At 71.7% G+C, this 19,908-nt stretch carries 17 protein-coding genes; 7 read left to right on the forward strand and 10 right to left on the reverse strand.

Features of this window, described 5'->3' with window-relative positions:
* Window positions 1–18: 18 nt before the first annotated feature.
* A complete protein-coding gene (locus RF645_RS08295) occupies window positions 19–780 on the reverse strand; it encodes a hypothetical protein (RefSeq protein ID WP_006213413.1) in 762 nt (253 codons plus the stop codon).
* Between the two features lie 94 nt (window positions 781–874).
* Here RF645_RS08295 and RF645_RS08300 point away from each other — a divergent pair, with 94 nt between their 5' ends.
* Together RF645_RS08300 and RF645_RS08305 are read left to right on the forward strand one after the other, a co-directional pair.
* Window positions 875–1,387 carry an A24 family peptidase gene (locus tag RF645_RS08300; RefSeq protein ID WP_006213412.1) on the forward strand — a complete coding sequence of 171 codons (513 nt, stop codon included), beginning with the start codon at window positions 875–877 and terminating at the stop codon, window positions 1,385–1,387.
* Between the two features lie 133 nt (window positions 1,388–1,520).
* Window positions 1,521–2,039 carry an NUDIX domain-containing protein gene (locus tag RF645_RS08305; protein WP_024289988.1) on the forward strand — a complete coding sequence of 173 codons (519 nt, stop codon included), beginning with the start codon at window positions 1,521–1,523 and terminating at the stop codon, window positions 2,037–2,039.
* A gap of 62 nt (window positions 2,040–2,101) precedes the next feature.
* Here RF645_RS08305 and RF645_RS08310 read toward each other — a convergent pair whose 3' ends face one another.
* The 4 genes from RF645_RS08310 to RF645_RS08325 form a co-directional block, all read right to left on the reverse strand.
* A complete protein-coding gene (locus tag RF645_RS08310; protein WP_058871772.1) occupies window positions 2,102–3,847 on the reverse strand; it encodes a pyruvate dehydrogenase in 1,746 nt (581 codons plus the stop codon).
* A gap of 204 nt (window positions 3,848–4,051) precedes the next feature.
* Window positions 4,052–5,464 (reverse strand): class II fumarate hydratase, encoded by a 1,413-nt coding sequence (locus RF645_RS08315; RefSeq protein ID WP_006213409.1) that lies wholly within the window; start codon window positions 5,462–5,464, stop codon window positions 4,052–4,054.
* A 57-nt stretch (window positions 5,465–5,521) separates the two neighbouring features.
* A complete protein-coding gene (locus RF645_RS08320; RefSeq protein WP_235586797.1) occupies window positions 5,522–6,244 on the reverse strand; it encodes a carbonic anhydrase in 723 nt (240 codons plus the stop codon).
* A gap of 53 nt (window positions 6,245–6,297) precedes the next feature.
* Window positions 6,298–7,056 carry a DUF4245 domain-containing protein gene (locus RF645_RS08325; protein ID WP_058871771.1) on the reverse strand — a complete coding sequence of 253 codons (759 nt, stop codon included), beginning with the start codon at window positions 7,054–7,056 and terminating at the stop codon, window positions 6,298–6,300.
* A 1,359-nt stretch (window positions 7,057–8,415) separates the two neighbouring features.
* On the opposite strand from RF645_RS08325, the gene glpX reads away from it, so the two are divergent.
* Window positions 8,416–9,408 carry a class II fructose-bisphosphatase gene (gene glpX / locus RF645_RS08330; RefSeq protein ID WP_006213404.1) on the forward strand — a complete coding sequence of 331 codons (993 nt, stop codon included), beginning with the start codon at window positions 8,416–8,418 and terminating at the stop codon, window positions 9,406–9,408.
* Between the two features lie 202 nt (window positions 9,409–9,610).
* A complete protein-coding gene (locus tag RF645_RS08335; RefSeq protein WP_058871770.1) occupies window positions 9,611–11,461 on the forward strand; it encodes a hypothetical protein in 1,851 nt (616 codons plus the stop codon).
* A gap of 81 nt (window positions 11,462–11,542) precedes the next feature.
* Here the strand turns inward: RF645_RS08335 and RF645_RS08340 are convergent, their stop codons facing one another.
* From RF645_RS08340 to RF645_RS08355, 4 genes are all read right to left on the reverse strand, one after another.
* Complete coding sequence (locus RF645_RS08340; protein ID WP_058871769.1) at window positions 11,543–12,622, reverse strand: peptidoglycan bridge formation glycyltransferase FemA/FemB family protein; 1,080 nt, start codon at window positions 12,620–12,622, stop codon at window positions 11,543–11,545.
* A gap of 88 nt (window positions 12,623–12,710) precedes the next feature.
* Window positions 12,711–14,501, reverse strand: coding sequence for an LCP family protein (locus tag RF645_RS08345; protein ID WP_058871768.1), 1,791 nt, complete (start codon window positions 14,499–14,501; stop codon window positions 12,711–12,713).
* Between the two features lie 246 nt (window positions 14,502–14,747).
* Entirely contained in the window at window positions 14,748–15,233 is a 486-nt protein-coding gene (gene purE, locus RF645_RS08350; protein ID WP_368818928.1) for a 5-(carboxyamino)imidazole ribonucleotide mutase, read from the reverse strand.
* Between the two features lie 210 nt (window positions 15,234–15,443).
* Window positions 15,444–16,670: a 5-(carboxyamino)imidazole ribonucleotide synthase gene (locus RF645_RS08355; RefSeq protein WP_058871767.1), complete on the reverse strand. Its 1,227-nt coding sequence runs from the start codon at window positions 16,668–16,670 to the stop codon at window positions 15,444–15,446.
* A 138-nt stretch (window positions 16,671–16,808) separates the two neighbouring features.
* Between RF645_RS08355 and RF645_RS08360 the strand changes: the two genes are divergently transcribed.
* Entirely contained in the window at window positions 16,809–17,441 is a 633-nt protein-coding gene (locus tag RF645_RS08360; protein WP_058871766.1) for a GtrA family protein, read from the forward strand.
* On the opposite strand, the gene RF645_RS08365 is transcribed toward RF645_RS08360, so the two are convergent.
* The gene (locus tag RF645_RS08365; RefSeq protein ID WP_058871765.1) at window positions 17,428–18,219 is read right to left on the reverse strand and encodes a TIGR03089 family protein; all 792 of its coding nucleotides are present in this window, start codon (window positions 18,217–18,219) and stop codon (window positions 17,428–17,430) included. The two genes, RF645_RS08360 and RF645_RS08365, sit on opposite strands and share 14 nt — an antisense overlap.
* Before the next feature lie 326 nt (window positions 18,220–18,545).
* On the opposite strand from RF645_RS08365, the gene RF645_RS08370 reads away from it, so the two are divergent.
* Window positions 18,546–19,013, forward strand: a complete 468-nt coding sequence (locus RF645_RS08370; protein WP_235586796.1) for a WhiB family transcriptional regulator — start codon at window positions 18,546–18,548, stop codon at window positions 19,011–19,013.
* A gap of 50 nt (window positions 19,014–19,063) precedes the next feature.
* Window positions 19,064–19,885: a DUF3499 family protein gene (locus tag RF645_RS08375; protein WP_058871763.1), complete on the forward strand. Its 822-nt coding sequence runs from the start codon at window positions 19,064–19,066 to the stop codon at window positions 19,883–19,885.
* Window positions 19,886–19,908 lie beyond the last annotated feature (23 nt).

The raw sequence follows: 19,908 nt of genomic DNA on the forward strand, positions 1-19,908 counted from the left end.
GGGCGACTCGGAAGTTGTTCAGCCCCGCAGCCTCCACGGCAGGTGCTGGGAGACGTCGGTGAGCCGGAAGGACACGGGGGTGAACAGGTCGTCGTTGAGGTAGTCGTCGACCGCCTCGATCCGCAGCCGGTGACCGGAGCCGGCCTCGGGGCCCTCGAGCACCTCCGACGCGGTGCAGATCCCGGTCTGCTCGTCGATGCTCACGGCGGTGGGTGCGGGAGCCAGCGGATGCCCGGGCTCCACAGGACGATAGCCCACGAGCGGGCGGACGACGGCCCGGCGCACGGGGCGGCCGTCGTCATCGACGGCGCTGCGGATCTCGGTGAGGGCCGCTGGGGCCCGCTCCGCGAGGTAGAGCGGCTGCGGGGCGGGCCCTGCCAGCTCGACCGGATCGAGGACGGCCTGCCACCGGCCGCCGCCGAAGACCGGGTCCCCGTAGGCCGCCTCCGGACGGCGCTCGACGAGCCCCGAGCGGGTGTAGATGGGGCTGAGCAGTCCAGGAGGCACGAGCCAGGACTCGGGGCGAGCGGAGACGTAGAAGTCGTCGCGCGAGCCCACGAGATCCGTGGAGGTGTACAGCGCGGTGCCGTCCAGTGCCTCCACGCGCAGATCCTCCGGGCGGCGGATCCAGCAGCGCACGGGGGCGGTCTCGGGGCCCAGCCAGCTCAGGGTGAAGCGCACCGTGCCCCAGCGCCAGGGGGAGGACCGGCACAGGGCGGCGAACTCGGCCGGATCGGTGGCGGGGGCGGCGCAGGGACGACCGCTCGCAGACGGGGTCATGCAACCATCCTAGGTCTTCGCAGCGTGGTCACTGCTGTCCACAGCTGCTCGCACGGCCTCCCTCGCAGCTGCCGCCTCGGCTAGCTTCGAGTCCATGGGGGCGATCCTGGGTGGAGTTCTGGACGGCGGGGCCGCGCAGTGGGCTGCTGCGGCTCTGCTGCTGCTCGTGCTCACCGGACTCGCCGTGGTGGGCACCTGGCTCGTGGTGGTGGACCTGCGCGAGCACCGTCTGCCCGGGGACATCGTGCGCCCGGCGTGGATCGCCGCCGCGGCGGGGCTGGCAGGAGCCGGGCTGCTGGCCGGGCAGCCCGCGCGGATCCTCGCCATGGTGATCGGGGCGGCTGCGCTGTGGGGGCTGTACTGGCTGCTGCGCCGCGGCTCGAGCGGGGCTCTGGGCGCCGGCGACGTCCGTCTGGCCGGGCTGCTCGGCACCGTGCTGGGCTTCGACTCGCTATGGCTGCTGCTGTGGGCCACCGCGGCTGCCTTCGTGCTCGGGGGGCTGGCCGCTCTGGTGGTCGTGGTGCGCGATCGCGGCGACCTGCAGACGCGCATACCGTTCGGACCGGCCATGATCGCGGGTGCTTCCGCCGCGCTCGTCGTGGTCTGAAAGCGCGGCCCGAGCGTACATCGCGGACGAGGCGCTGCCTCTCGGTCGGCGCCCGGGCTGCTGTGGGACGCTGAGGTGCTGCCGCTGCGCGGGCCGTCGTCGGGCGGCCCGCCACTGATCGAAGGAGGAGTCCGTGCCCACTCCCGAGTACATCCTGTCCCTGCGCGAGAAGATCGGTCATGATCTGCTCTGGCTTCCCGGAGCGACCGCCGTGGTCCTGCACGAGGGTCGGATCCTGCTGGGGCGGCGTGCGGACAACGGGAACTGGGCGCCGATCACCGGCATCGTGGATCCTGGCGAGGAGCCCGCGGCCGCTGCCGTGCGCGAGTGCCTCGAGGAAGCCGGCGTGGTCTGCGAAGTCGAGGGCCTGGCCGGTGTGAAGGCCGGGGGAGAGGTCGTCTTCCCGAACGGCGACCGATGCCGGTTCCTGGACCACACCTTCCGCTGCCGCTACGTCAGCGGCACCGCGCGCGTGAACGACGACGAGTCCACGGAGATCGACTGGTTCGACCTGGACGACCTGCCGCCCATGCGCGAGGACCTGCTGCGACGCATCCGCTGCGCCATGGACTTCGACGGCACCACGCGGTTCTCCACGGAGCCCGGTCCCTCCCAGGACCCCACGGGCGCCCACGAGCCGCCTCGGAGCTGAGAGCAGAAGAGCCGCCCCCGCCTCCGAAGAGGACGGGGACGGCTCGCGGTCTGCCGGTCGGATCAGCGCAGCGCGTTGATGTTGCGCAGGTTGGAGCGCGCCATCGAGACGGCCTCGCCGGCTCCGCCGTTCATCACGACCTTGCTGATCGCGGTCGCGAAGCCGAAGACCTGGTCCGAGGAGATCTGCGGCGGCATGGACAGGGCATTCGGGTCGGTGATGACCTCCACGAGCGAGGGACCCTGGTGCGCCAGCGCCTCGCGCAGGGCGGGCTCGACCTCCTTGGCCTTGACCACGCGCCGGGACTGGAAGCCCATGGCGGCTGCGACCTGGGAGTAGTCCGTGTCCGGGACGTCCACGCCGAAGTCGGGCAGCCCGTCCACGAGCTGCTCGAGCTTGACCATGCCGAGCGTCGAGTTGTTGAAGAGCACGACCGTCAGCGGCAGCCGGTAGGTGGCCGCCGTGACGAGCTCGCCCAGCAGCATGGACAGGCCGCCGTCGCCGGACATGGAGATGACCTGCCGGTCCGGGTAGGCGAACTGCGCGCCGATCGCATGCGGCAGGGCGTTGGCCATGGTGCCGTGCTTGAAGGAGCCGATGATCCGGCGGGTTCCCAGCGGGCGGATGTAACGGGCCTGCCACACATTGGTCATGCCGGTGTCGGCGGTGAACACCGCATCCTGCGCGGCGACCTCGTCCAGCACGCTGGCCACGTACTCCGGATGGATCGGGGAGAGCCTCTTGACGTTGCGGGTGTAGGCGCCCACGGCATGGTTCATGATCCGGTCGTGGCGCTTGAGGGTCTTCTTGAGGAAGGACCGGCTGCGCTTGCGCTTGAGCAGCGGAAGCAGCCCCTGCACGGTGGCCAGGGTGTCGCCGTGGACGGGGTAGTCGACCTGGGTGCGGCGCCCCAGCACGGAGGCGTCGCGGTCGACCTGGATGGTCAGGGTGTCCGGCAGGAACTGGTCGTAGGGGAAGTCGGTGCCGAGCATGACCATGACATCGGCATCCTCCATGCCCTCCGCGGCCGCGCCGTAGCCGAGCAGGCCGGTCATGCCGACGTCGAACGGGTTGTCGAACTGGATCGCGTCCTTGCCGCGCAGCGAGTGCCCGATCGGAGCGCCCAGCACATCGGCGAGCTCGATCACGGCGTCGTGGGCGTCGCGGACGCCGTCGCCGACGAACAGGGCGACGTTGTCGGCCTTGTTCAGGACCCCGGCCAGCTCGACCAGGCAGTCGGTGTCCGGGACCACGCTGGCGCCCATGACCGGCTTCCACTGCGGGGTCTCGGCGGTCGCCTCGAGATCGGCGACATCGCCGGGCAGGGTCACGACGGACACGCCGTGCAGGGTCGTGGCCTTCTGGATCGCCGATCGCACCACGCGCGGGGACTGGTCGGTCGTGGAGATCATCTCCGAGTACACGGAGCACTCGTTGAACAGGCGGTCCGGGTGGGTCTCCTGGAAGAAGGACTGCCCGATCTGCGCCGAGGGGATGTGCGAGGCGATGGCCAGCACAGGCGCCCCGGTGCGCTGTGCGTCGTACAGCCCATTGATCAGGTGCAGGTTGCCGGGGCCGCAGGAACCGGCGCACACGGCCAGCTCACCGGTGAGCTGGGCGTCGGCGGCCGCGGCCATGGCCGCGCCCTCCTCATGGCGGACGTGGATCCAGTCGATCCCGCCGTGGGCGGCACCTCCGGTGCGGCGCACGGCATCGACCACGGGGTTCAGGCTGTCGCCCACGATCCCGTAGATCCGGCGGACGCCGGCCTGCTGGAGCTGGGCCACGATCTGGTCTGCGAGCTTCATATCGTCTCCTTCGGGCGCGGTCGCTTCAGGGGGCGGCCCGCGCAGAGTCTGGAATGACACCATCGTAAGCACGCAGCGATCGGCGACGGGACGATCGTGAGGCGGCTGACATCACGCTGTCAGCGGACGACGACGGCCGCCCTTGCCTCGCGTGAGCGCGGCAGGGGCGGCCGTGGGGCTGCGCGGGTCAGCTCAGCGGGATGATCACTTGTACTGCCCGATCATGGTGGTGACGTCCAGGGCGGCATCGAGCTGGTCCTCGGTGAGCTTCTCGCCGTCCACGTAGCCGAGCTCGACGGTCGCCTCGCGGACCGTGACCTTGTTGGCCACCGCGTACTTGGCGATCTTGGCGGCGGACTCGTAGCCGATCGCCTTGTTCAGCGGGGTCACGATCGAGGGGGAGGCCTCGGCCAGGAAGCGGCAGCGGTCCTCGTTGGCGGTGAGGCCGTCGATCATCTTCTCGGCCATGACCGTGGAGGTGTTGGCCAGCAGGCGGATCGACTCGAGCAGGTTGGCGGCCATCACGGGGATGCCCACGTTGAGCTCGAACGCGCCGTTGGTGGAGGACAGCGACACGGTGGTGTCGTTGCCGATGACCTGGGCACTGACCTGGATCGCGGCCTCGCAGATCACGGGGTTGACCTTGCCCGGCATGATCGACGAGCCCGGCTGCAGGTCCGGGATGGCGATCTCGCCCAGACCGGTGTTGGGACCGGAGCCCATCCAGCGCAGGTCGTTGTTGATCTTCATGTAGGAGTACGCGATGTTGCGCAGCTGCCCGGAGGCCTCGACCAGGCCGTCGCGGTTGGCCTGCGCCTCGAAGTGGTTGCGCGCCTCGGTGATCGGCAGGCCCGTCTCCTCGCCGAGCAGCTCGATCACGCGCGCCGAGAAGCCGTCCGGGGTGTTGATGCCGGTGCCCACAGCGGTGCCGCCGAGCGGGACCTCGGCCACACGCGGCAGCGAGGACTGGACGCGCTCGATGCCGAAGCGCACCTGCGCAGCGTAGCCGCCGAACTCCTGGCCCAGGGTCACCGGGGTGGCGTCCATGAGGTGGGTGCGTCCGGACTTCACGATGCCCGAGAACTCCTCGGCCTTCTTCTCCAGCGACGCGGCCAGCGTCTCCATGGCCGGGATCAGCTCGTTGCTCAGCGCGGAGGTCACGGCCACGTGCACGGAGGTGGGGAAGACGTCGTTCGAGGACTGCGAGGCGTTGACGTGGTCGTTCGGGTGCACGGTGACGTCCGCGGAGGCCAGCTCGTCCGAAGCCAGCTTGGAGAGGACCTCGTTGGTGTTCATGTTGGACGAGGTGCCGGAGCCGGTCTGGAAGACGTCGATCGGGAACTGGTCGTCGAACTCGCCGGCGGCCACGCGATCCGCGGCGCTGCGGATCGCCTCGGCGCGCTGGGCGTCCAGGACGCCGAGCTCCTGGTTGGCCTTGGCGGCGGCCTTCTTGACCTGGGCCAGCGCCCGGATGTGCTGGCGCTCCAGGGTCTTGCCCGAGATCGGGAAGTTCTGGACGGCGCGCTGGGTCTGAGCGCTGTAGAGGGCGTCCGCGGGTACGCGGACCTCGCCCATGGTGTCGTGCTCGATGCGGTATTCGGACGTGTTCTCAGTCATGGGGCCAGTCTAGAGTCCCGCCGGGCCGCTCGCTGGGCGGAGCGGCCCGGCCGCAGATCAGCCCTGGTGCTCGACGCCGCCGTGCTCGGGGACGTCCAGCCACGAGCCGTGGCCGAAGGTGAGCTTGGCGCGGCCGTGCTGCAGGCTGTAGCACATGCCCACGATCGCGACCCGTCCCGTGGACACGGCGGAGGCGATCGAGCGGGACTGATCGAGGATGCGGTGGGCCACCATCTCGACATTGGCCTCCACGATCTCGTCGACCGAGTCCCGGCCCGCGCGCTGGCTGTCGAGGACGGCCGGCGTGATGCGCTCGACGAGCGAGCGCTGGAAGCCGCGCGGCATCTCGCCGCTGCGCACCGACTCGCGCGTGGCCGTGACGGCTCCGCAGCTGTCATGGCCGAGGATCACGATCAGCGGGACGTTGAGCACCTCGACCGAGTACTCGAGAGTTCCGATCACGGCGTCGTCGATGACCTGCCCGGCGGTGCGGACCACGAAGGTGTCGCCCAGGCCCAGGTCGAAGATGATCTCTGCGGCTACGCGAGAGTCCGAGCAGCCGAAGATCGTGGCGAACGGGTTCTGCGACTGCGTCAGGGACTCGCGTCGAGAGGCGTTCTGGTTCGGGTGCTCCGAGGTGCCCTCCACGAACCGGAGGTTGCCGGCCTGCAGCTTCTCCAAGGCCTGGCGAGGGGTCAGCTGCGCTGCGGCGGCAGTAGGCGCGGTCGCCGTCGGCTGCTCGGGGGCGGTCTGCGCGTCCGTGGGCGTTGCGGCGGTCATGGGATCCTCCTGGGTTGGATGGAAATAGGCGGGTGTAAGGGAAAGGGCGCGGCTCAGGCGCTGTCGTCGGCGGCGTCCGCGACGGCCTGGGCGGCGTGGTCGAACTCGGAGTCGGGGGCGGTGCCCTGCAGGATCACCGTGGTGCCCTCGACCTCGCCGATCCAGGCGGTGCGCTGCTCGTCGTCATCGTCCTCGCCGAAGTGCACCTCCCACTCGATGCCTCCGGCCTCAACGGTGTCCGCCTGCGGCAGCGAGTCGATCTGCTCGAGGGTCCAGGTGGGGTTGGCCTGATCGGTCTGGATCAGCCCGATGAAGCCGCCGCGCGGGGTCACCCAGCCGGCGTCCCAGGAGTCCACGCCGTCGGACTGCTGGCCCTCCCAGCGGGCGTAGTTGGGGCTCCAGCCCTCGCCGAGGTCGGGGACGAGGGGATCGAAGTCCGCGACGTCGGCCGCGTAGCCGGCCTCGCGCTGCACGTCGACGTCCGGGCGGTAGGTCTGGGCATCGGGGCGCGGCTGCAGGAAGAAGAAGACCAGCACGATCGCGATGAGCACCACCATGGACAGCACCATGGCCCGTGCCGGGGCATTGACGCGCTTGGCCTGCTTCTGCGTCAGCTGGGGGACGACCGGCGGCTCCTGGTCGGCGCCGCTGCTGCGGTCCTGGCCGGCCTGCTGCGGCTGAGCCTCCTGCGCCTCGGGCTCCGGGCCTGCTGTCTGCACGGGCCGCCCCTCGGGGGTCCGTCGGGGCGCGGGGTCGGTGGGGGCGGGGGCTGCGCTCGAGCCGGTCCTGCTGCTGTCGTCGATCTCCGTCACGCCCCCATTGTGCCCCGCCCGCGCGGCGCCGGGCGAACCGCCCCGGGCGCCGGGGCCGGTTCGCCCGCCCCGGCGTGATCAGCGCGCCAACCGGCTCGCGACCGCCGGTGCGCCAGGCGCTGCCGTAGTGGTGATCGGGCCGCTTCGCCCGCCGCAGCACGGAGGCGCGGACGGGGGCGGGCAGGTGCGCCTGCCGGTCGGCCGCCCTCCTGGCCAGGGTCGCAACCTCGGCCGAGTCCTCGTCCGCGGACTTCGTCGCCGTGCTCGTCCCCGCGGCATTCGTGGAGCTCCCGGCCGACGGCGACGTCGAGTCGACGGCCACGTCTCCCACGCGCGCGGTGGCGGGCCTGCGGGCTCGGCGCTTCACGGAGCCCGCCTTGACCCATCCTCCGCTGGGCTTGAAGGTGCCGCGCGGCTGGACCTCGAGCTCCTGCCCGACTCCGAGGCCCGTGAGGATTACTGTGCCGATCTCGCCCATGACCATGGCATTCATGGCGACCAGCGCGGCCAGACGGACGAAGAGCGTCAGGAACCAGAGCTCGCCCTGCTTCTCCTCTCCCAGCGCAGCATGGGCTCGCCGTTGCCGGACCTGCTGCCGTCCGGGACGTGGCTCCTCGGGCAGCCGTCGGCGCAGGTCCTCGGCCTGGCCCCACCAGCTCAGCCCCCGGCGGCCTCCGCTGATCTGCGCCCAGGCATCCAGCCCGGCCTGACTGCGCGGGTCGTGCTGCGAGCGATCCGGTGCAGGCTCCCCGGCCCCAACGCCCTTGACGGCGGTGTCCGGCGCAGGGGGAGCAGTCGGCGGTGCGTCATGAGGCGCGTCCTCGACGGGGGCGCCCCACCCGGGCATGCCAGGTTCGGCATCACCACCGGTCGCGTCCGCCTCGTCGCCTGGCGGGGGCTCGGTCTCGCCCTGGTCCGGGGTCTCCTGGAACAGGTCCTGGGGCGCGTCGTCCTCATCGCCCGAGACAGCTCCCCAGCCGTCGTCCCCGGGGGTCGCCCCAGCTCTCGGCGTCCTCGGAGACCTCGAGGATCTCGTGCAGCGTGGGAGTCGACACGGTGCTCCTGGTCCGGTGGTCCACAGCGATCGGATCCTGCCGCGAGGCCCGCGCGCAGCGCCGCCCTCGGACGGCACGCTGATCTGCCCGTCGGGCTGCAGGCACCGCGAATATGTCAGGGCGGCCTGCGACGGCACGGCCCTTCCTCGCCCGGGCCGCCGCAGGTGAGCATCAGGGGCGCGGACGGTCGCGGGCCTGCACCGAAGACGTGCCCACCCTCCTTCCAGCCCGTTTCGCGGCTACTCTGGGAGACGTATATCGATGACGACGACGTCCTACGAGTACTCGACGGTGAGGAACCCCAGTGGCAGATCAGACCACCACCCAGTCCGCCCCCGACCGCAACCTGGCGCTCGAGCTGGTCCGCGTGACCGAGGCGGCGGCGATCGCCGCAGGCCACTGGGTCGGCGCCGGTGACAAGAACAGCGCGGACGGCGCGGCTGTCGATGCCATGCGCTCGTTCCTGTCCACCGTCGACTTCAACGGCACCGTCGTGATCGGCGAGGGGGAGAAGGACGAGGCCCCCATGCTCTTCAACGGCGAGCAGGTCGGCGAGGGCACCGGCCCCGCCAGCGACATCGCCGTGGACCCGATCGACGGCACCCGCCTGACCGCCCTGGGCATGAACAACGCCCTGTCCGTGATCGCCGTCGCCGACGGCGGCGCCATGTTCGACCCCTCCGCGGTGTTCTACATGGAGAAGCTCGTGGTGGGCCCGGAGGCCGCCGACTTCGTGGATCTGCGCCTGCCGGTCAAGCAGAACCTCCACCTGGTCGCCCGCGCCAAGGGCGTGCCCGTCAATCAGCTGACCGTCTGCGTCCTGGATCGCCCGCGCCACGAGGGCCTGGTCGATGAGATCCGGGCCACCGGCGCCCGCACGCGCATGATCCTCGACGGCGACGTCGCAGGCGCGATCGCCGCCTGCCGCGCCGGCACCGGCGTGGACGTCATGATGGGCACCGGCGGGACCCCGGAGGGCATCGTGACCGCCTGCGCGATCAAGGCCACCGGCGGCGTCATCCAGGGCCGCCTGGCCCCCATCGACGACGACGAGCGCCAGCGCGCGATCGACGCCGGCCACGACCTGGACCGCGTCCTGACCACCGATGACCTGGTGACCACGGACAACTGCTTCTTCGCGGCCACCGGCATCACCGACGGCGACCTGCTGCGCGGTGTGCGCTACCGCGGCGACCGCATCTCCACCCAGTCCATCGTCATGCGCTCGCGCTCCGGCACGGTCCGCGTGGTCGAGGCCGAGCACGTGGCCGAGAAGTGGTCCAAGTACTCCCGCTGAGACCTTCCGCTCGAGGCCTCGTGAGGCTCGACACCACGGGGCCCGGACCGCTGGGTCCGGGCCCCGTGGCCTTAGAATGTGCTCGATCTCAGCCCCTGGCGTGCCGTGTCACACGAGCGCTTCAGGCACCGCCCACCAGCAGCGGCGCTGCAGCGCCCTGAGGGCACGCCCATCGCCCACGCCGCTAAGGAGTCCCCCCATCGTGGCTCTGTCCGTCACCTCCTCCCAGAACCAGAAGACCTGGGACGCCACCGTCCGCGTGACCGGAGGCCATCCCCTGCAGCTGTGGGGGATCGGCGAGTCCCAGGCCGCGGCGGAGCCCGGTCTGAAGCTGGATCGGGTGGTGGTCCGCGATGAGACCGATCGGATGGTCGGCTACGGGCAGCTGCAGATCCGCCGCGAGAACGTGGGCCGCGACGGCAAGGCGCTGCTGGTGGCCGAGTGCCTCAACGTGCACTCCAACCGGGCCAGCACCATCCCCGTCCTGCTGGATGCGCTGGCCGAGCACGCCGCCGAGCAGTGGGACGCCGCTCTGTTCAGCGTCGAGCTCGACGCCCCCGGCAGCCCCGAGCTGGTGGCAGAACTGCGCGAGCACGGCTGGCAGCGCACCGGCGAGACCCCCGAGGCCGACGACGGCCCCCGACGCCTGCGGGTGAACCTGGGCCGCAGCGAGTCCGATCTGTCCTCGCGGCTGTCCGAGTCCACACTCGACCGGTGCCGCTCCGGGCTGAGGGTCTCGGACGTCGCGGTCCGCGAGATCACGACCGGCTCCGGGGACCTGCGGGCGGCCGGGCTGCGGACGGAGCAGATCGGCCGGCTGCTGCGCGAGCTCGGCCAGGACTCCCTGCTGCTCGTGGCCACCCAGGAGCGCGAGGGCGAGGAGCCCGCCGCCCTGGGCTACCTCTGGTTCGTGCACACGGTCGGGCAGGCCATGCTCTACCGGGTCGGCTTCACCCGCACCGCACGAGAGATGGGCATCGACGATGCCCTGCTGCTCACTGGTGCGGTCGAGCTGCAGAAGCGCGGTGTCCAGCGCCTCGACGGCGGCGATGCCGCCGACCCCGAGGTCCCCACCGTGGTGCGCGAGCTCGCCGATGTGCAGCGCACGATCCTGGGTCCGTGGCGCAAGCCGCTGGGCGCGGAGACCATGGCCGCCGCTGACGAGATCCAGCGTGGGGCCGCAGCGGAGAAGCCCGGGAAGAAGGCCGACAAGCCCGGCAAGCGCCGTCGCGGGCTGTTCCGCTGGGCCCGGTCCCAGAAGCCCGAGCAGGTCGAGGCCGAGCCGCAGGCCCCGGTGTCGCCCGAGCCGGAGCGGACCGTGGCCATGGACGCCGACGCCGCGGCCGATCGAGCCGCTGCCGAGCGCCGCCGCGACGTCCGCCGACAGATCAGCTCCGACCTGGGGGTCGAGGTCACCGACCAGACTCCGGCGGTCACGGCCATCGGCGGGTCGGCCCCCGACTCCGCAGGTGCGGAGGCAGGGGCGGCCGATCACAGCGGCGCTGTCCGTGCCGCTGATCAGGATCGCAGCACTGGCAGCCGCAGCCCCAAGGCCGGGGGCAAGGCCGAGCGAAAGCGGGCCAAGGCCCGCAAGCGCCAGGAGGCCGAGGCCCAGTCCGAGAGGGCGGGCACCCCGGACGGGAAGCAGCCCGGCAGCCCGGCAGCGACCGGCGAGGAGGCGAGCACCGGTGCTGATGCTGCCGAACCTGCGACCGCGATGACCGCAGCCCGCAGGGAGGCCGAGGCAGGCCCCGCCGAGGACGCGGCCGCCGAGCCCGCGACCCAGCCGTCGCAGGACGCGCGGCCGGCCCACGAGCAGCCGGCCGAGGCGGCCACCGCCGCGGCCGTCGAGGAGGCCCCGGTGCGTCCCGTCGACGTGGACGTCCAGGCCGCCCGTCGCGAGCGCGAGTTCAAGGCAGAGCAGCGTCGCGCGGAGCGGGTCGCGCAGAAGGCCGAAGACCTCGAGGTCCAGCAGAAGCCCAAGCGAGAGCCGATCGGCAAGCGCCTGCGCCGCGAGGCCGGCGGAGCCATCCGCGACGCCATGGGGCGCTGACGGCCCCGGCCGAGCAGAGCATGACCAGAGGCCCCGAGCGCATCAGCGCTCGGGGCCTCTGTCCTGTGCCGCGTCACCGGCTCAGCGGCCGAAGCGCCCCCGCAGCCGATCGCGGATCGACGAGGCGCGCTGGGCGGCCGCGGCGGGTGCGCGCTTGAGGGACGAGGGCCCCTCCTCGCGCAGCGTGCTCAGGGCGGCGCGGCCGTCGGTGCGGGCAGCGCCGAGGCCCTCGCGCAGTGCGCGGGCGGTCGTGTACGTCGCGTAGCCGCCCTTGGAGACCGGCAGATCCCAGGTCCCGGGGTACTCGACGGGGCTGCCGCCGAAGGCCTTCTTGAACCGGGTGAAGCCGAACCACTCGTGCTCCGGGCCTGCGTCGTCCGGGGCGGTTCCGAACAGATCGAACGTGCTCAGCCCCTTCTCCTTCGCATCCAGGATCATCCGCACGACCAGGGGGATGCCCGCGGAGAGCTTCCGGTGCTCCACATCCATGGAGGCGTGCGCGTAGGTGCGGGTGTCGTCGGAGTCGTAGACCAGGGAGGCCCCGATCGGCTCGCCCTCCAGGCGAGCGATGTAGAGCACCGCAGCTCCCTGCGGCATGAGGACCTCGGCGGCGGTGCGCAGGTAGTCGTCGTGCTGGCGGTTGAAGCCCTTGCGCTCGGCGGTCTGCTCCAGGAACCGCAGCAGCACGGAGACCGTCTCGGGCTCCGTGTGGGCGGTGAACGTCACGCCCTTCTTGTGGATGTTGCGGTGCAGGTTGCGGTTGGTGGACTTCATGTCCCTGAGGATCGCGTCCTCGTCCTGCGTGAGGTCGATCAGCTGCGTGTGCCCCGGCTGCAGGTGTCTGGGGGAGGGGCGGAAGCCGCGCCGGCGCATGGCTCGGTCCTTGGACTCGGCACCGGTCTGGATGACGGCGAAGGCCGGCTCGACCCGCACGAACCAGCAGCCATGCTCCTGCGCCGCCCGGCGCAGGGAGGCCATGGCGGCCTCGAACGACTCGACGGAGTCGGCGATCGGCCCGTACGGCGCGTAGAGGTAGCGCCCGGTGCGTCCGCCCTCGACGGTGGCCTGCCAGGACCATCCCTGTCCGGATTCCTGGAGGACGGTGTGGCCCAGGGCGCGCTGGAAGTCCGCCCACGGCTGGGTCTGCAGAATATTCGTCACGCCGCCACTGTACCGGCCGAGACCACGGGCCCGGTCCGTGCCGGCGGGCGGCTCGGACCGGGCCCGTGAGGCCTGCGGGCGGGTCGGATCAGGGCACCGAGCAGGTGCCGTTGGGCGAGAGCTCGGGCGTGTCTCCGGAGGAGCCCTGGCCGTCGTCGGTGGTCTGGCCGGGCACCGTGACGAGGCTCGCGGAGCCCAGGGGGCCCGCACCGCCGACCGCCCCGGAGGCCTGCGGATCCTCGCCCTGTGCGGACTCCAGCATCTCCTGCACATCCGCGTGGAGCTGGTCGTAGTCCGGGTAGGTGGGGAACAGCTCGTCGTAGTAGGGCGGGCCGGCCGCATAGGTCACGAACTCGTGCTCCTTGGCCTTCACCGCCAGGTCCACGAACGAGCCCAGCGACGACTGCGGGATGTCCGTCTCGACCACCTGAGTGCCGGCGGCGGCCAGCTCCTCGAACTGGGTGACGACGTTCGCGGGATTGAGCTGATCCAGCATGGCCGCCTGGACGCAGCGCTGGCGGGCCTGCCGGTCGTAGTCCGAGGCCCCCTCGCGGGAGCGGGCGTACCAGAGGGCGTGATAGCCGTCGAGCTTCTGGACCCCGGGCTCGATGTAGCCCAGGACCTCGTTGGGTTCGCCCGTGCGGGAGTTCGTGCCGCCGCCCATCGGGACCTGGCCGCCGACGTCGATCGTGATGCCGCCCAGGGCGTCGATGAGCTGCTCGAAGCCGTGCATGTCGATCATGGCGTAGCCCTGGACCTCGATGCCCAGCACGCCGGTGGCCGCATCCTTCATGGCCTCCACGCCAGGATCCTCGACGTCATCGCCGTAGATGTCCTGGTGGTTCTGCATGACGTCCGTGTAGACGGCGTTGAGCAGGCACTCGTCGCCGCAGTTGTAGCCCTCCGGGTAGATCTCGTGCATGGGCGAGTCCTCCGGGAAGGGCACGTTCTGCAGGTTGCGCGGCAGCGAGATCGTGGCGGTCTGGCCGGAATCGGCGTCGATGCTCAGCACCGTCATGGAGTCGGGGCGCAGGCCCACCCGGTCTTCGCCGGCGTCGGCGCCCATGAGCAGGATGTTGTACCGCCCGTCGACGGGGCTGAACGGCATGCCGCCGGCGAAGATCTCGCCGACCGTTCCGCGGGTGACGTTGAGCAGGTGCGCGGAGTAGAGCAGCCCGCCGGAGGTCACGAACAGCAGCGCTGCCAGCCCGGCGCAGGCCAGGACCCTGGGGCGGGTCTCGAGCAGGCCGGGGCGGATCAGCCGCAGCGTGTCCAGGAAGAGCAGGCCCCACCAGATCGCGGCGAGCACCAGGGCGAAGGCGATGATCCGGCCCGAGAAGCCGTTGGTCAGCAGGAACACCAGGGGGTTGCGCCACACCAGCGCCAAGAGCAGCGCGATGACCAGCACCGCCCAGCACATGATGGTGATGGGCAGGGCGATGCGGCCCAGTCGGCGGTTGCCCGCAGCGATCTGCGCCGATCCCGGGAAGACGAGCGTGCCCAGGATCAGCAGCCAGGCGCGCCAGGTGCGTCGGCCGGAGGAGACGAACGACGGCTCCCGCAGGGCCCGAGCCCAGGACGCTGTGCCGTCGCGGCTGCTCAGGGCCGCTTCGGAGGAGATCTCGGCGGCGATGTCCCGGTCCTGCGGCTCGGGAAGCCCCTCGTGCTCGGGGCCCTCCTCCAGAGCGTCGCGGTCCAGGAGGTCTCCCTCCGTCCAGGCCCGCCGCGCCGGGGGCTCGGGAGCATGGGCTCGGGGCGTGCTGTCTCGGGGCGGTCGATCCTCTGCCGGGCCCTGATCGGCGGGGAGGCCGCGCTCGGGTGCCTCGTCGGTCCACTCGTCCTCGGCCCAGTGGCGACCGGCGGGGCGCCTGGTCTCCATCGGCTCCTCCGTCCGGCGGGCGCCGGGGGTCTCAGTGCCAGAGCGCTGGACGGAGGAGTCCTCGGGACGGGCCCGGCCATCGGAGACCGGCTCTTGACGAGGGGCTCGGGAGGCGTCGATGCGTCGCCGGCGGGGGTCGCGGGGAAGCTGAGGTCCGGTCACGGTGTCACTCGCTGGATCTGGGAGGCGGGGAAGATGCCCCTGGTGGGGAAGCGGCCGGGACCGGAGCAGCGGTCCTCGGCGGGGTCACTGGGACAGACGGCGACGCAGCGCGCGTCCCTTGTCCTGAGCGGAGACGTTGAGGTCGGCGGCGAAGGAGTTGAGGTCGCGGCGCAGCTGGCGGGCGCGGTCGTCGGTGCCGGAGGCCAGGATGCGAGCCGCCAGCAGGCCGGCGTTGCGGGCGCCTCCGATCGAGACGGTCGCCACCGGGACACCGGCGGGCATCTGCACGATGGACAGCAGCGAGTCGAGGCCGTCGAGCGTCTTCAGCGGCACGGGCACGCCGATCACCGGCAGCGGCGTGGTCGCGGCGATCATCCCGGGCAGGTGGGCTGCGCCTCCGGCGCCGGCGATGATCACGCGCAGCCCGCGCATCTCCGCCGAGGAGCCGTAGTCGAGCATCTCGGAGGGCATGCGGTGCGCCGAGACCACATCGACCTCGCAGGAGATGCCGAGCTCGTCGAGGACCTGGGCGGCGGCCTCCATGACGGACCAGTCCGAGTCCGATCCCATGATGACGCCGACATCGGGAAGCGCTTGGCTCACTGCACACTCCTGGAACTCGGGCCCGAGGCGGGGCCCTGGTCTGCTGGGGCGGCGCCGAGGGGCGCCGGTTGCGGATCAGCGCACACGGTACTCGCGAACCCTGGACGGGACGTGGAGATCGACGGACGGCGCCCCTGAGGAGGCGCTGCCGTCTCGGAGAGCCGTGCCCCGGAGCTCTCAGCGGCCGTCGCGCACCACAGCCGCTGCCGCCGAGGCCAGGGCGCGGACCTCGGCGGTCACGGAGCCGTCCGCCGGGTCCTCGCGCCGGGACAGAGCATTGACGTGCCCGACCTTGCGCCCAGGCTTCACGGACTTGCCGTAGAGGTGGATCTTGGCGCGCGGATGCTCGGACATCGCCTGGGTGAGGCCCGCGAAGAGGTTCGGCTGCTCGCCGCCCAGGATGTTCTTCATCACGGCGACGGACGCAAGGGGCTCGGGCGATCCCAGGGGCAGGTCCAGCACGGCGCGCAGGTGCTGCTCGAACTGCCCCGTCACGGCGCCGTCCATGGACCAGTGCCCGGAGTTGTGCGGGCGCATGGCCAGCTCGTTGACGAGCAGTCTGCCGTCGCGGGTCTGGAACAGCTCGACAGCCATCACACCGGTCACATCCAGCTGCTCCGACAGCTCCAGGGCGATGCGCTGGGCGGTCGCGATCTCGTCCGGGGCCAGGTTCGGGGCGGGGCTGATGACCTCGTCGCACACGCCGTCGACCTGGATCGACTCGACCACCGGCCAGCAGCGCTGCTCGCCGCTGCGGCGCCGTGCCACCTGAGCGGAGAGCTCACGGGCGAAGTCGACGGCCTCCTCCGCCAGCAGCGGGGACTCGGCGCGGCCGAACCATTCGGCGGCCGCGCCGGTGCGGACCTCGTCCTCCGAGCGGACCACCAGCACGCCCTTGCCGTCGTAGCCGCCCCGCGGCGTCTTGAGGATCACGGGCCACCGGCCGTCGGCGAAGGCCACGAGGTCCTCGGCGTCCGAGACCTCGGCCCAGCGCGGGTTCGGCAGGCCCAGGCGCTCGACGGCCCGGCGCATCACGATCTTGTCCTGGGCGTGGATCAGGGCGTGGGGGCGGGGCTCGACGACGACGCCGTCGGCCAGCAGCGCCTCCAGGTGGGCGTTCGGAACGTGCTCGTGATCGAAGGTCAGCGCGTCCAGGCCCTGGGCGAAGGCGCGCAGGGCCTCGAGGTCATCTCCTGGGCCCACCTGATGGGAGGCCGCGGCCGGAACGGCCCCGGCATCCTGCGACTCCGCCAGCACCCGCAGCTCGATGCCCAGCTCAGTGGCGGCCGGGCCCATCATGCGGGCGAGCTGGCCTCCGCCGACCACGCCGATCACGGGTCCGGTGGGGGAGAAGCGCCGGGAGTCGGCTGCGGGATCGGGGCTCTGGCTGCTGTCGTCGTTCATCACATTCCCAGGGTAGTCGAGGGCCGGGTTCGTTCCCCGTCAGGTTCGCAGTAGTACACTTCTGCAGGCCCTCGTTCCGTTCCGATGCGCGCGACCCGTGCAGCTGCGGGGCCGTCTCGAATCCGGAGTCCTCACGCCATGACCGTTCGCTTCAAAGCCCTCTGGCACCTGTTCATCGCGGAGCTGATGAAGTTCGGGACCGTCGGCGGGCTCGCCTTCCTGGTCAATGCCGGCGTCGTCGCTCTGCTCATGGCCACCGTCTTCCAGGACGGCGGCCACCTCAAGGCGAAGGCGATCGCCACGGTCGTGGCCACCCTGTTCTCCTGGCTGGCCAACCGCTACTGGACCTTCAAGGACAAGCGACAGGCGGACACCAAGCGGGAGGCCTGGCAGTTCCTGGTCGCCAATGTGATCGGCCTGGCCATCGAGCTCTCGTGCATCGGCGTGAGCTACTACGTCCTGGGCCTGACCAGCGGCACGGCCTCATTCATCTCCGGCACGATCATCGGCACCGTCCTGGGCACCGTCTTCCGGTACCTGGCCTACCGCTTCTGGGTCTACGCCAAGCCGCTGGACAGCGAGCCGGGCTTCGCTCCCTCGACCGCCTCGGAGATGGTCGCGATCACGGGCAGCCTCCCGGTCGTGGGGCAGGACCGGGCTCGTCGCCGCACCGGCAGCACCGCCCACGGGACCCCGGGCGCCCCGGAGCCGGCCATGGGCGATGACCGGCAGGGCCCGGAGGCCGAGGCATCGGATCTCAGCACCAGGTGAGTCCCACGTGCTCGGCGGCCAGATCCCGCTGCAGCGCCTCATCCCGAGGGCGGTCGCTGAGCACTGCTGTGCCCTCAGCGGCCCAGATCGCCAGCAGTCCCACCAGAGCATCGCGATCCCAGCCGTCGACGGCCACGTGCACCACTGGGGCGGAGCCCAGCTCGGCGGCCCGGGCCTCGGCCTGGTCCCGCAGCTCGGCGAAGCTCAGAGACCCGCCGCTCGTCTTGAGGGCGGCATCCGCGTCTGCGGGCCGGCTGGCCCCCGACCACCGGTCGCCGTGGGAGCGGATCTCGGCGCAGTAGTCGATGTCCCCGGGCTCGAGCACCGAGTCATCCGGCAGTCGCATGGCCAGCGCCGGGTAGGCCAGGATCAGACGATCCTCGGCCTCCGCCACAGCCGCTGCCGCTGATCCTTCGGGCGAGGGGAGCGCATCGGCTGCCGCGCCGGTGCGATTGAGCAGAGCGCTGAGCCGGACGTCGCCGACCGTGGGCTCCAGCACCACGCAGGCCCCGGTGCGCCAGGCCGCTGCGGCCAGCACCAGCGTGCGCCAGTGCAGCGCGGGATCCAGGACCACGCGGTCGCCGGGCATCAGGCCCAGATCATCCACCAGGAGGTTCGCGGTCTTGGCGATCCAGTTCTCGCTCACCCGACCGGACAGCTCGACCCGGCCTCCATCGGAGCCGTACCAGACCACGGCCGGAGTGGGGCGCTGGGCCAGCCGGGTCAGCAGACCGGTGATCTCGGCATCCGGTCGGCGTGCATCGGTGCGATCGTCCATGGTGATCCTCTCGACGGGGCTTGGACAGGGCGGTCTGGCGGGGAGGCGAAGGCAGATCCTGAGTGTGCCGCTGCGGGCATCATTCGAGGTCAGAACGGGGCTCGACGGGGCGTCAGGGGCCTGCGCGCACGGGATCCCCGCTTGACGCAGGACACTTACACACGTGTAATTAAGGCTCCGAGCAGGTGATCTCCCACTGAGGGGAGCTGATCTGCTTCCCCCGCACAGTCTTCGCCGCGATCCTACGGCTCGCGCGTCTTCGCCGCATGAGATGGCGCATGACGCCGCACGAGCCCCACAGATCCACGCGCACCGGAAGGACCGACATGGCAGAGCCCGCACGAAGTCGCGCTGAGCTGTCCGAGCCCGCCCGCCGCCGCCGCCGCGGCGCCCGCGCAGTGCCGCAGGACTGGTTCCTGGACCCGGTCGACGGCGATTCCGCCTCCGCGGCGCCCGCGCGGCGTCTGAGCGCGCTGTCGGATACGGAGAGCGCGGATTTCCAGGATGCCTCCGAGGTCCCCGGCTCCATCTGGCAGGCCGTGGCCGGCGTCTACGGCGTAGACGACGACGGGGGCGAGCTCACCTGGCAGACCGATGCCCTGTGCGCTCAGACCGATCCCGAGGCCTTCTTCCCGGAGAAGGGCGGCTCGACCCGCGACGCCAAGCGCGTGTGCTTCGCCTGCCCGGTGCGCGATGAGTGCCTGGACTACGCCATGGCCCACGACGAGAAGTTCGGCATCTGGGGCGGGCTCTCCGAGCGCGAGCGCCGTCGTCTGCGCCGCGCCGGGCGCTGACGCGCCCGGATGCCCGGGCGACGGATCGACCGGAGGGTAGCCTTCCTCGAATGAGCACCGCAGAAGCACCGCTGGATCGACTCTGCTCCCGGCAGAGCTGCCGTCGACCCGCGCGGACCACCCTGACGTTCGTGTACTCGGACTCGACCGCTGTCATCGGACCGCTGTCGGTGCATGCGGAGCCGCACGCGTACGACCTGTGCGTTCCGCACGCCCAGCGCATGACCCCTCCGCGCGGCTGGGAGATCGTCCGCCTCGAGGGCATCCCCGACTCCCAGGACGAGGAGGCGCCCGCGGCTCAGCGCGGTGACCTCGTGGCGGACTCCGCGCCGCTGGCGCCGCTGAGCACGCTGCCCGGTGCCGCACGGACCCACGTGCCTGCCGCGGACGCCGGATCGCAGACGCAGAGTCCGCAGGCCGATGACGAGGACGCCGCCGGGGATGATGCCCCGGGGAACCCCTTCGGCTCCGCCTCCAAGGGGTGGGGCCGCAGGCGTCGTTCCCGGCTGAGGGCCGTGAGCTCCTCGGGGCACAAGGAGCCGGCCGAGGAGTCCGTCGAGCACGGCGGCGAGGCATCGTCCTCCGCGCCGGAGGAAGCCCCGGTCGCTGCGATTCCCGAGCACCCGAGCGTGTCGGGCGGGCGCGCGGCTGGGCTGCGCGCCGTCTCCGATCCCGTGCAGGAGCGGGAGCCCGTCCAGGGCATCGACGATCCGGGCGAGGCGGGCTCCCTCCACGGCGAGGACGGTGCCTTCGACTCCCTGACGGATGAGATCTTCGCCAGCCACAGCACGGTGTACGTGCCCGCACGCCGAGCAGCGCGCCCCCAGCCCGAGGGGATGCGCCGCCCGCATCTGCGCCGCGGGCGCTCCTGAGCCGGACTCGGTGCCTGACCTGC

This window comes from Kocuria sp. CPCC 205260 (assembly GCF_040981045.1).
GTDB lineage: Bacteria > Actinomycetota > Actinomycetes > Actinomycetales > Micrococcaceae > Kocuria > Kocuria palustris.

Coding starts and splice junctions, on each gene's coding strand:
- RF645_RS08295 (WP_006213413.1), bottom strand. CDS start 780: ATGACCCCGTCTGCGAGCGGTCGTCCCTGCGCCGCCCCCGCCACCGAT.
- RF645_RS08300 (WP_006213412.1), top strand. CDS start 875: ATGGGGGCGATCCTGGGTGGAGTTCTGGACGGCGGGGCCGCGCAGTGG.
- RF645_RS08310 (WP_058871772.1), bottom strand. CDS start 3,847: ATGAAGCTCGCAGACCAGATCGTGGCCCAGCTCCAGCAGGCCGGCGTC.
- RF645_RS08315 (WP_006213409.1), bottom strand. CDS start 5,464: ATGACTGAGAACACGTCCGAATACCGCATCGAGCACGACACCATGGGC.
- RF645_RS08320 (WP_235586797.1), bottom strand. CDS start 6,244: ATGACCGCCGCAACGCCCACGGACGCGCAGACCGCCCCCGAGCAGCCG.
- RF645_RS08345 (WP_058871768.1), bottom strand. CDS start 14,501: ATGGAGACCAGGCGCCCCGCCGGTCGCCACTGGGCCGAGGACGAGTGG.
- purE (WP_368818928.1), bottom strand. CDS start 15,233: ATGGGATCGGACTCGGACTGGTCCGTCATGGAGGCCGCCGCCCAGGTC.
- RF645_RS08355 (WP_058871767.1), bottom strand. CDS start 16,670: ATGAACGACGACAGCAGCCAGAGCCCCGATCCCGCAGCCGACTCCCGG.
- RF645_RS08360 (WP_058871766.1), top strand. CDS start 16,809: ATGACCGTTCGCTTCAAAGCCCTCTGGCACCTGTTCATCGCGGAGCTG.
- RF645_RS08365 (WP_058871765.1), bottom strand. CDS start 18,219: ATGGACGATCGCACCGATGCACGCCGACCGGATGCCGAGATCACCGGT.
- RF645_RS08370 (WP_235586796.1), top strand. CDS start 18,546: ATGGCAGAGCCCGCACGAAGTCGCGCTGAGCTGTCCGAGCCCGCCCGC.
- RF645_RS08375 (WP_058871763.1), top strand. CDS start 19,064: ATGAGCACCGCAGAAGCACCGCTGGATCGACTCTGCTCCCGGCAGAGC.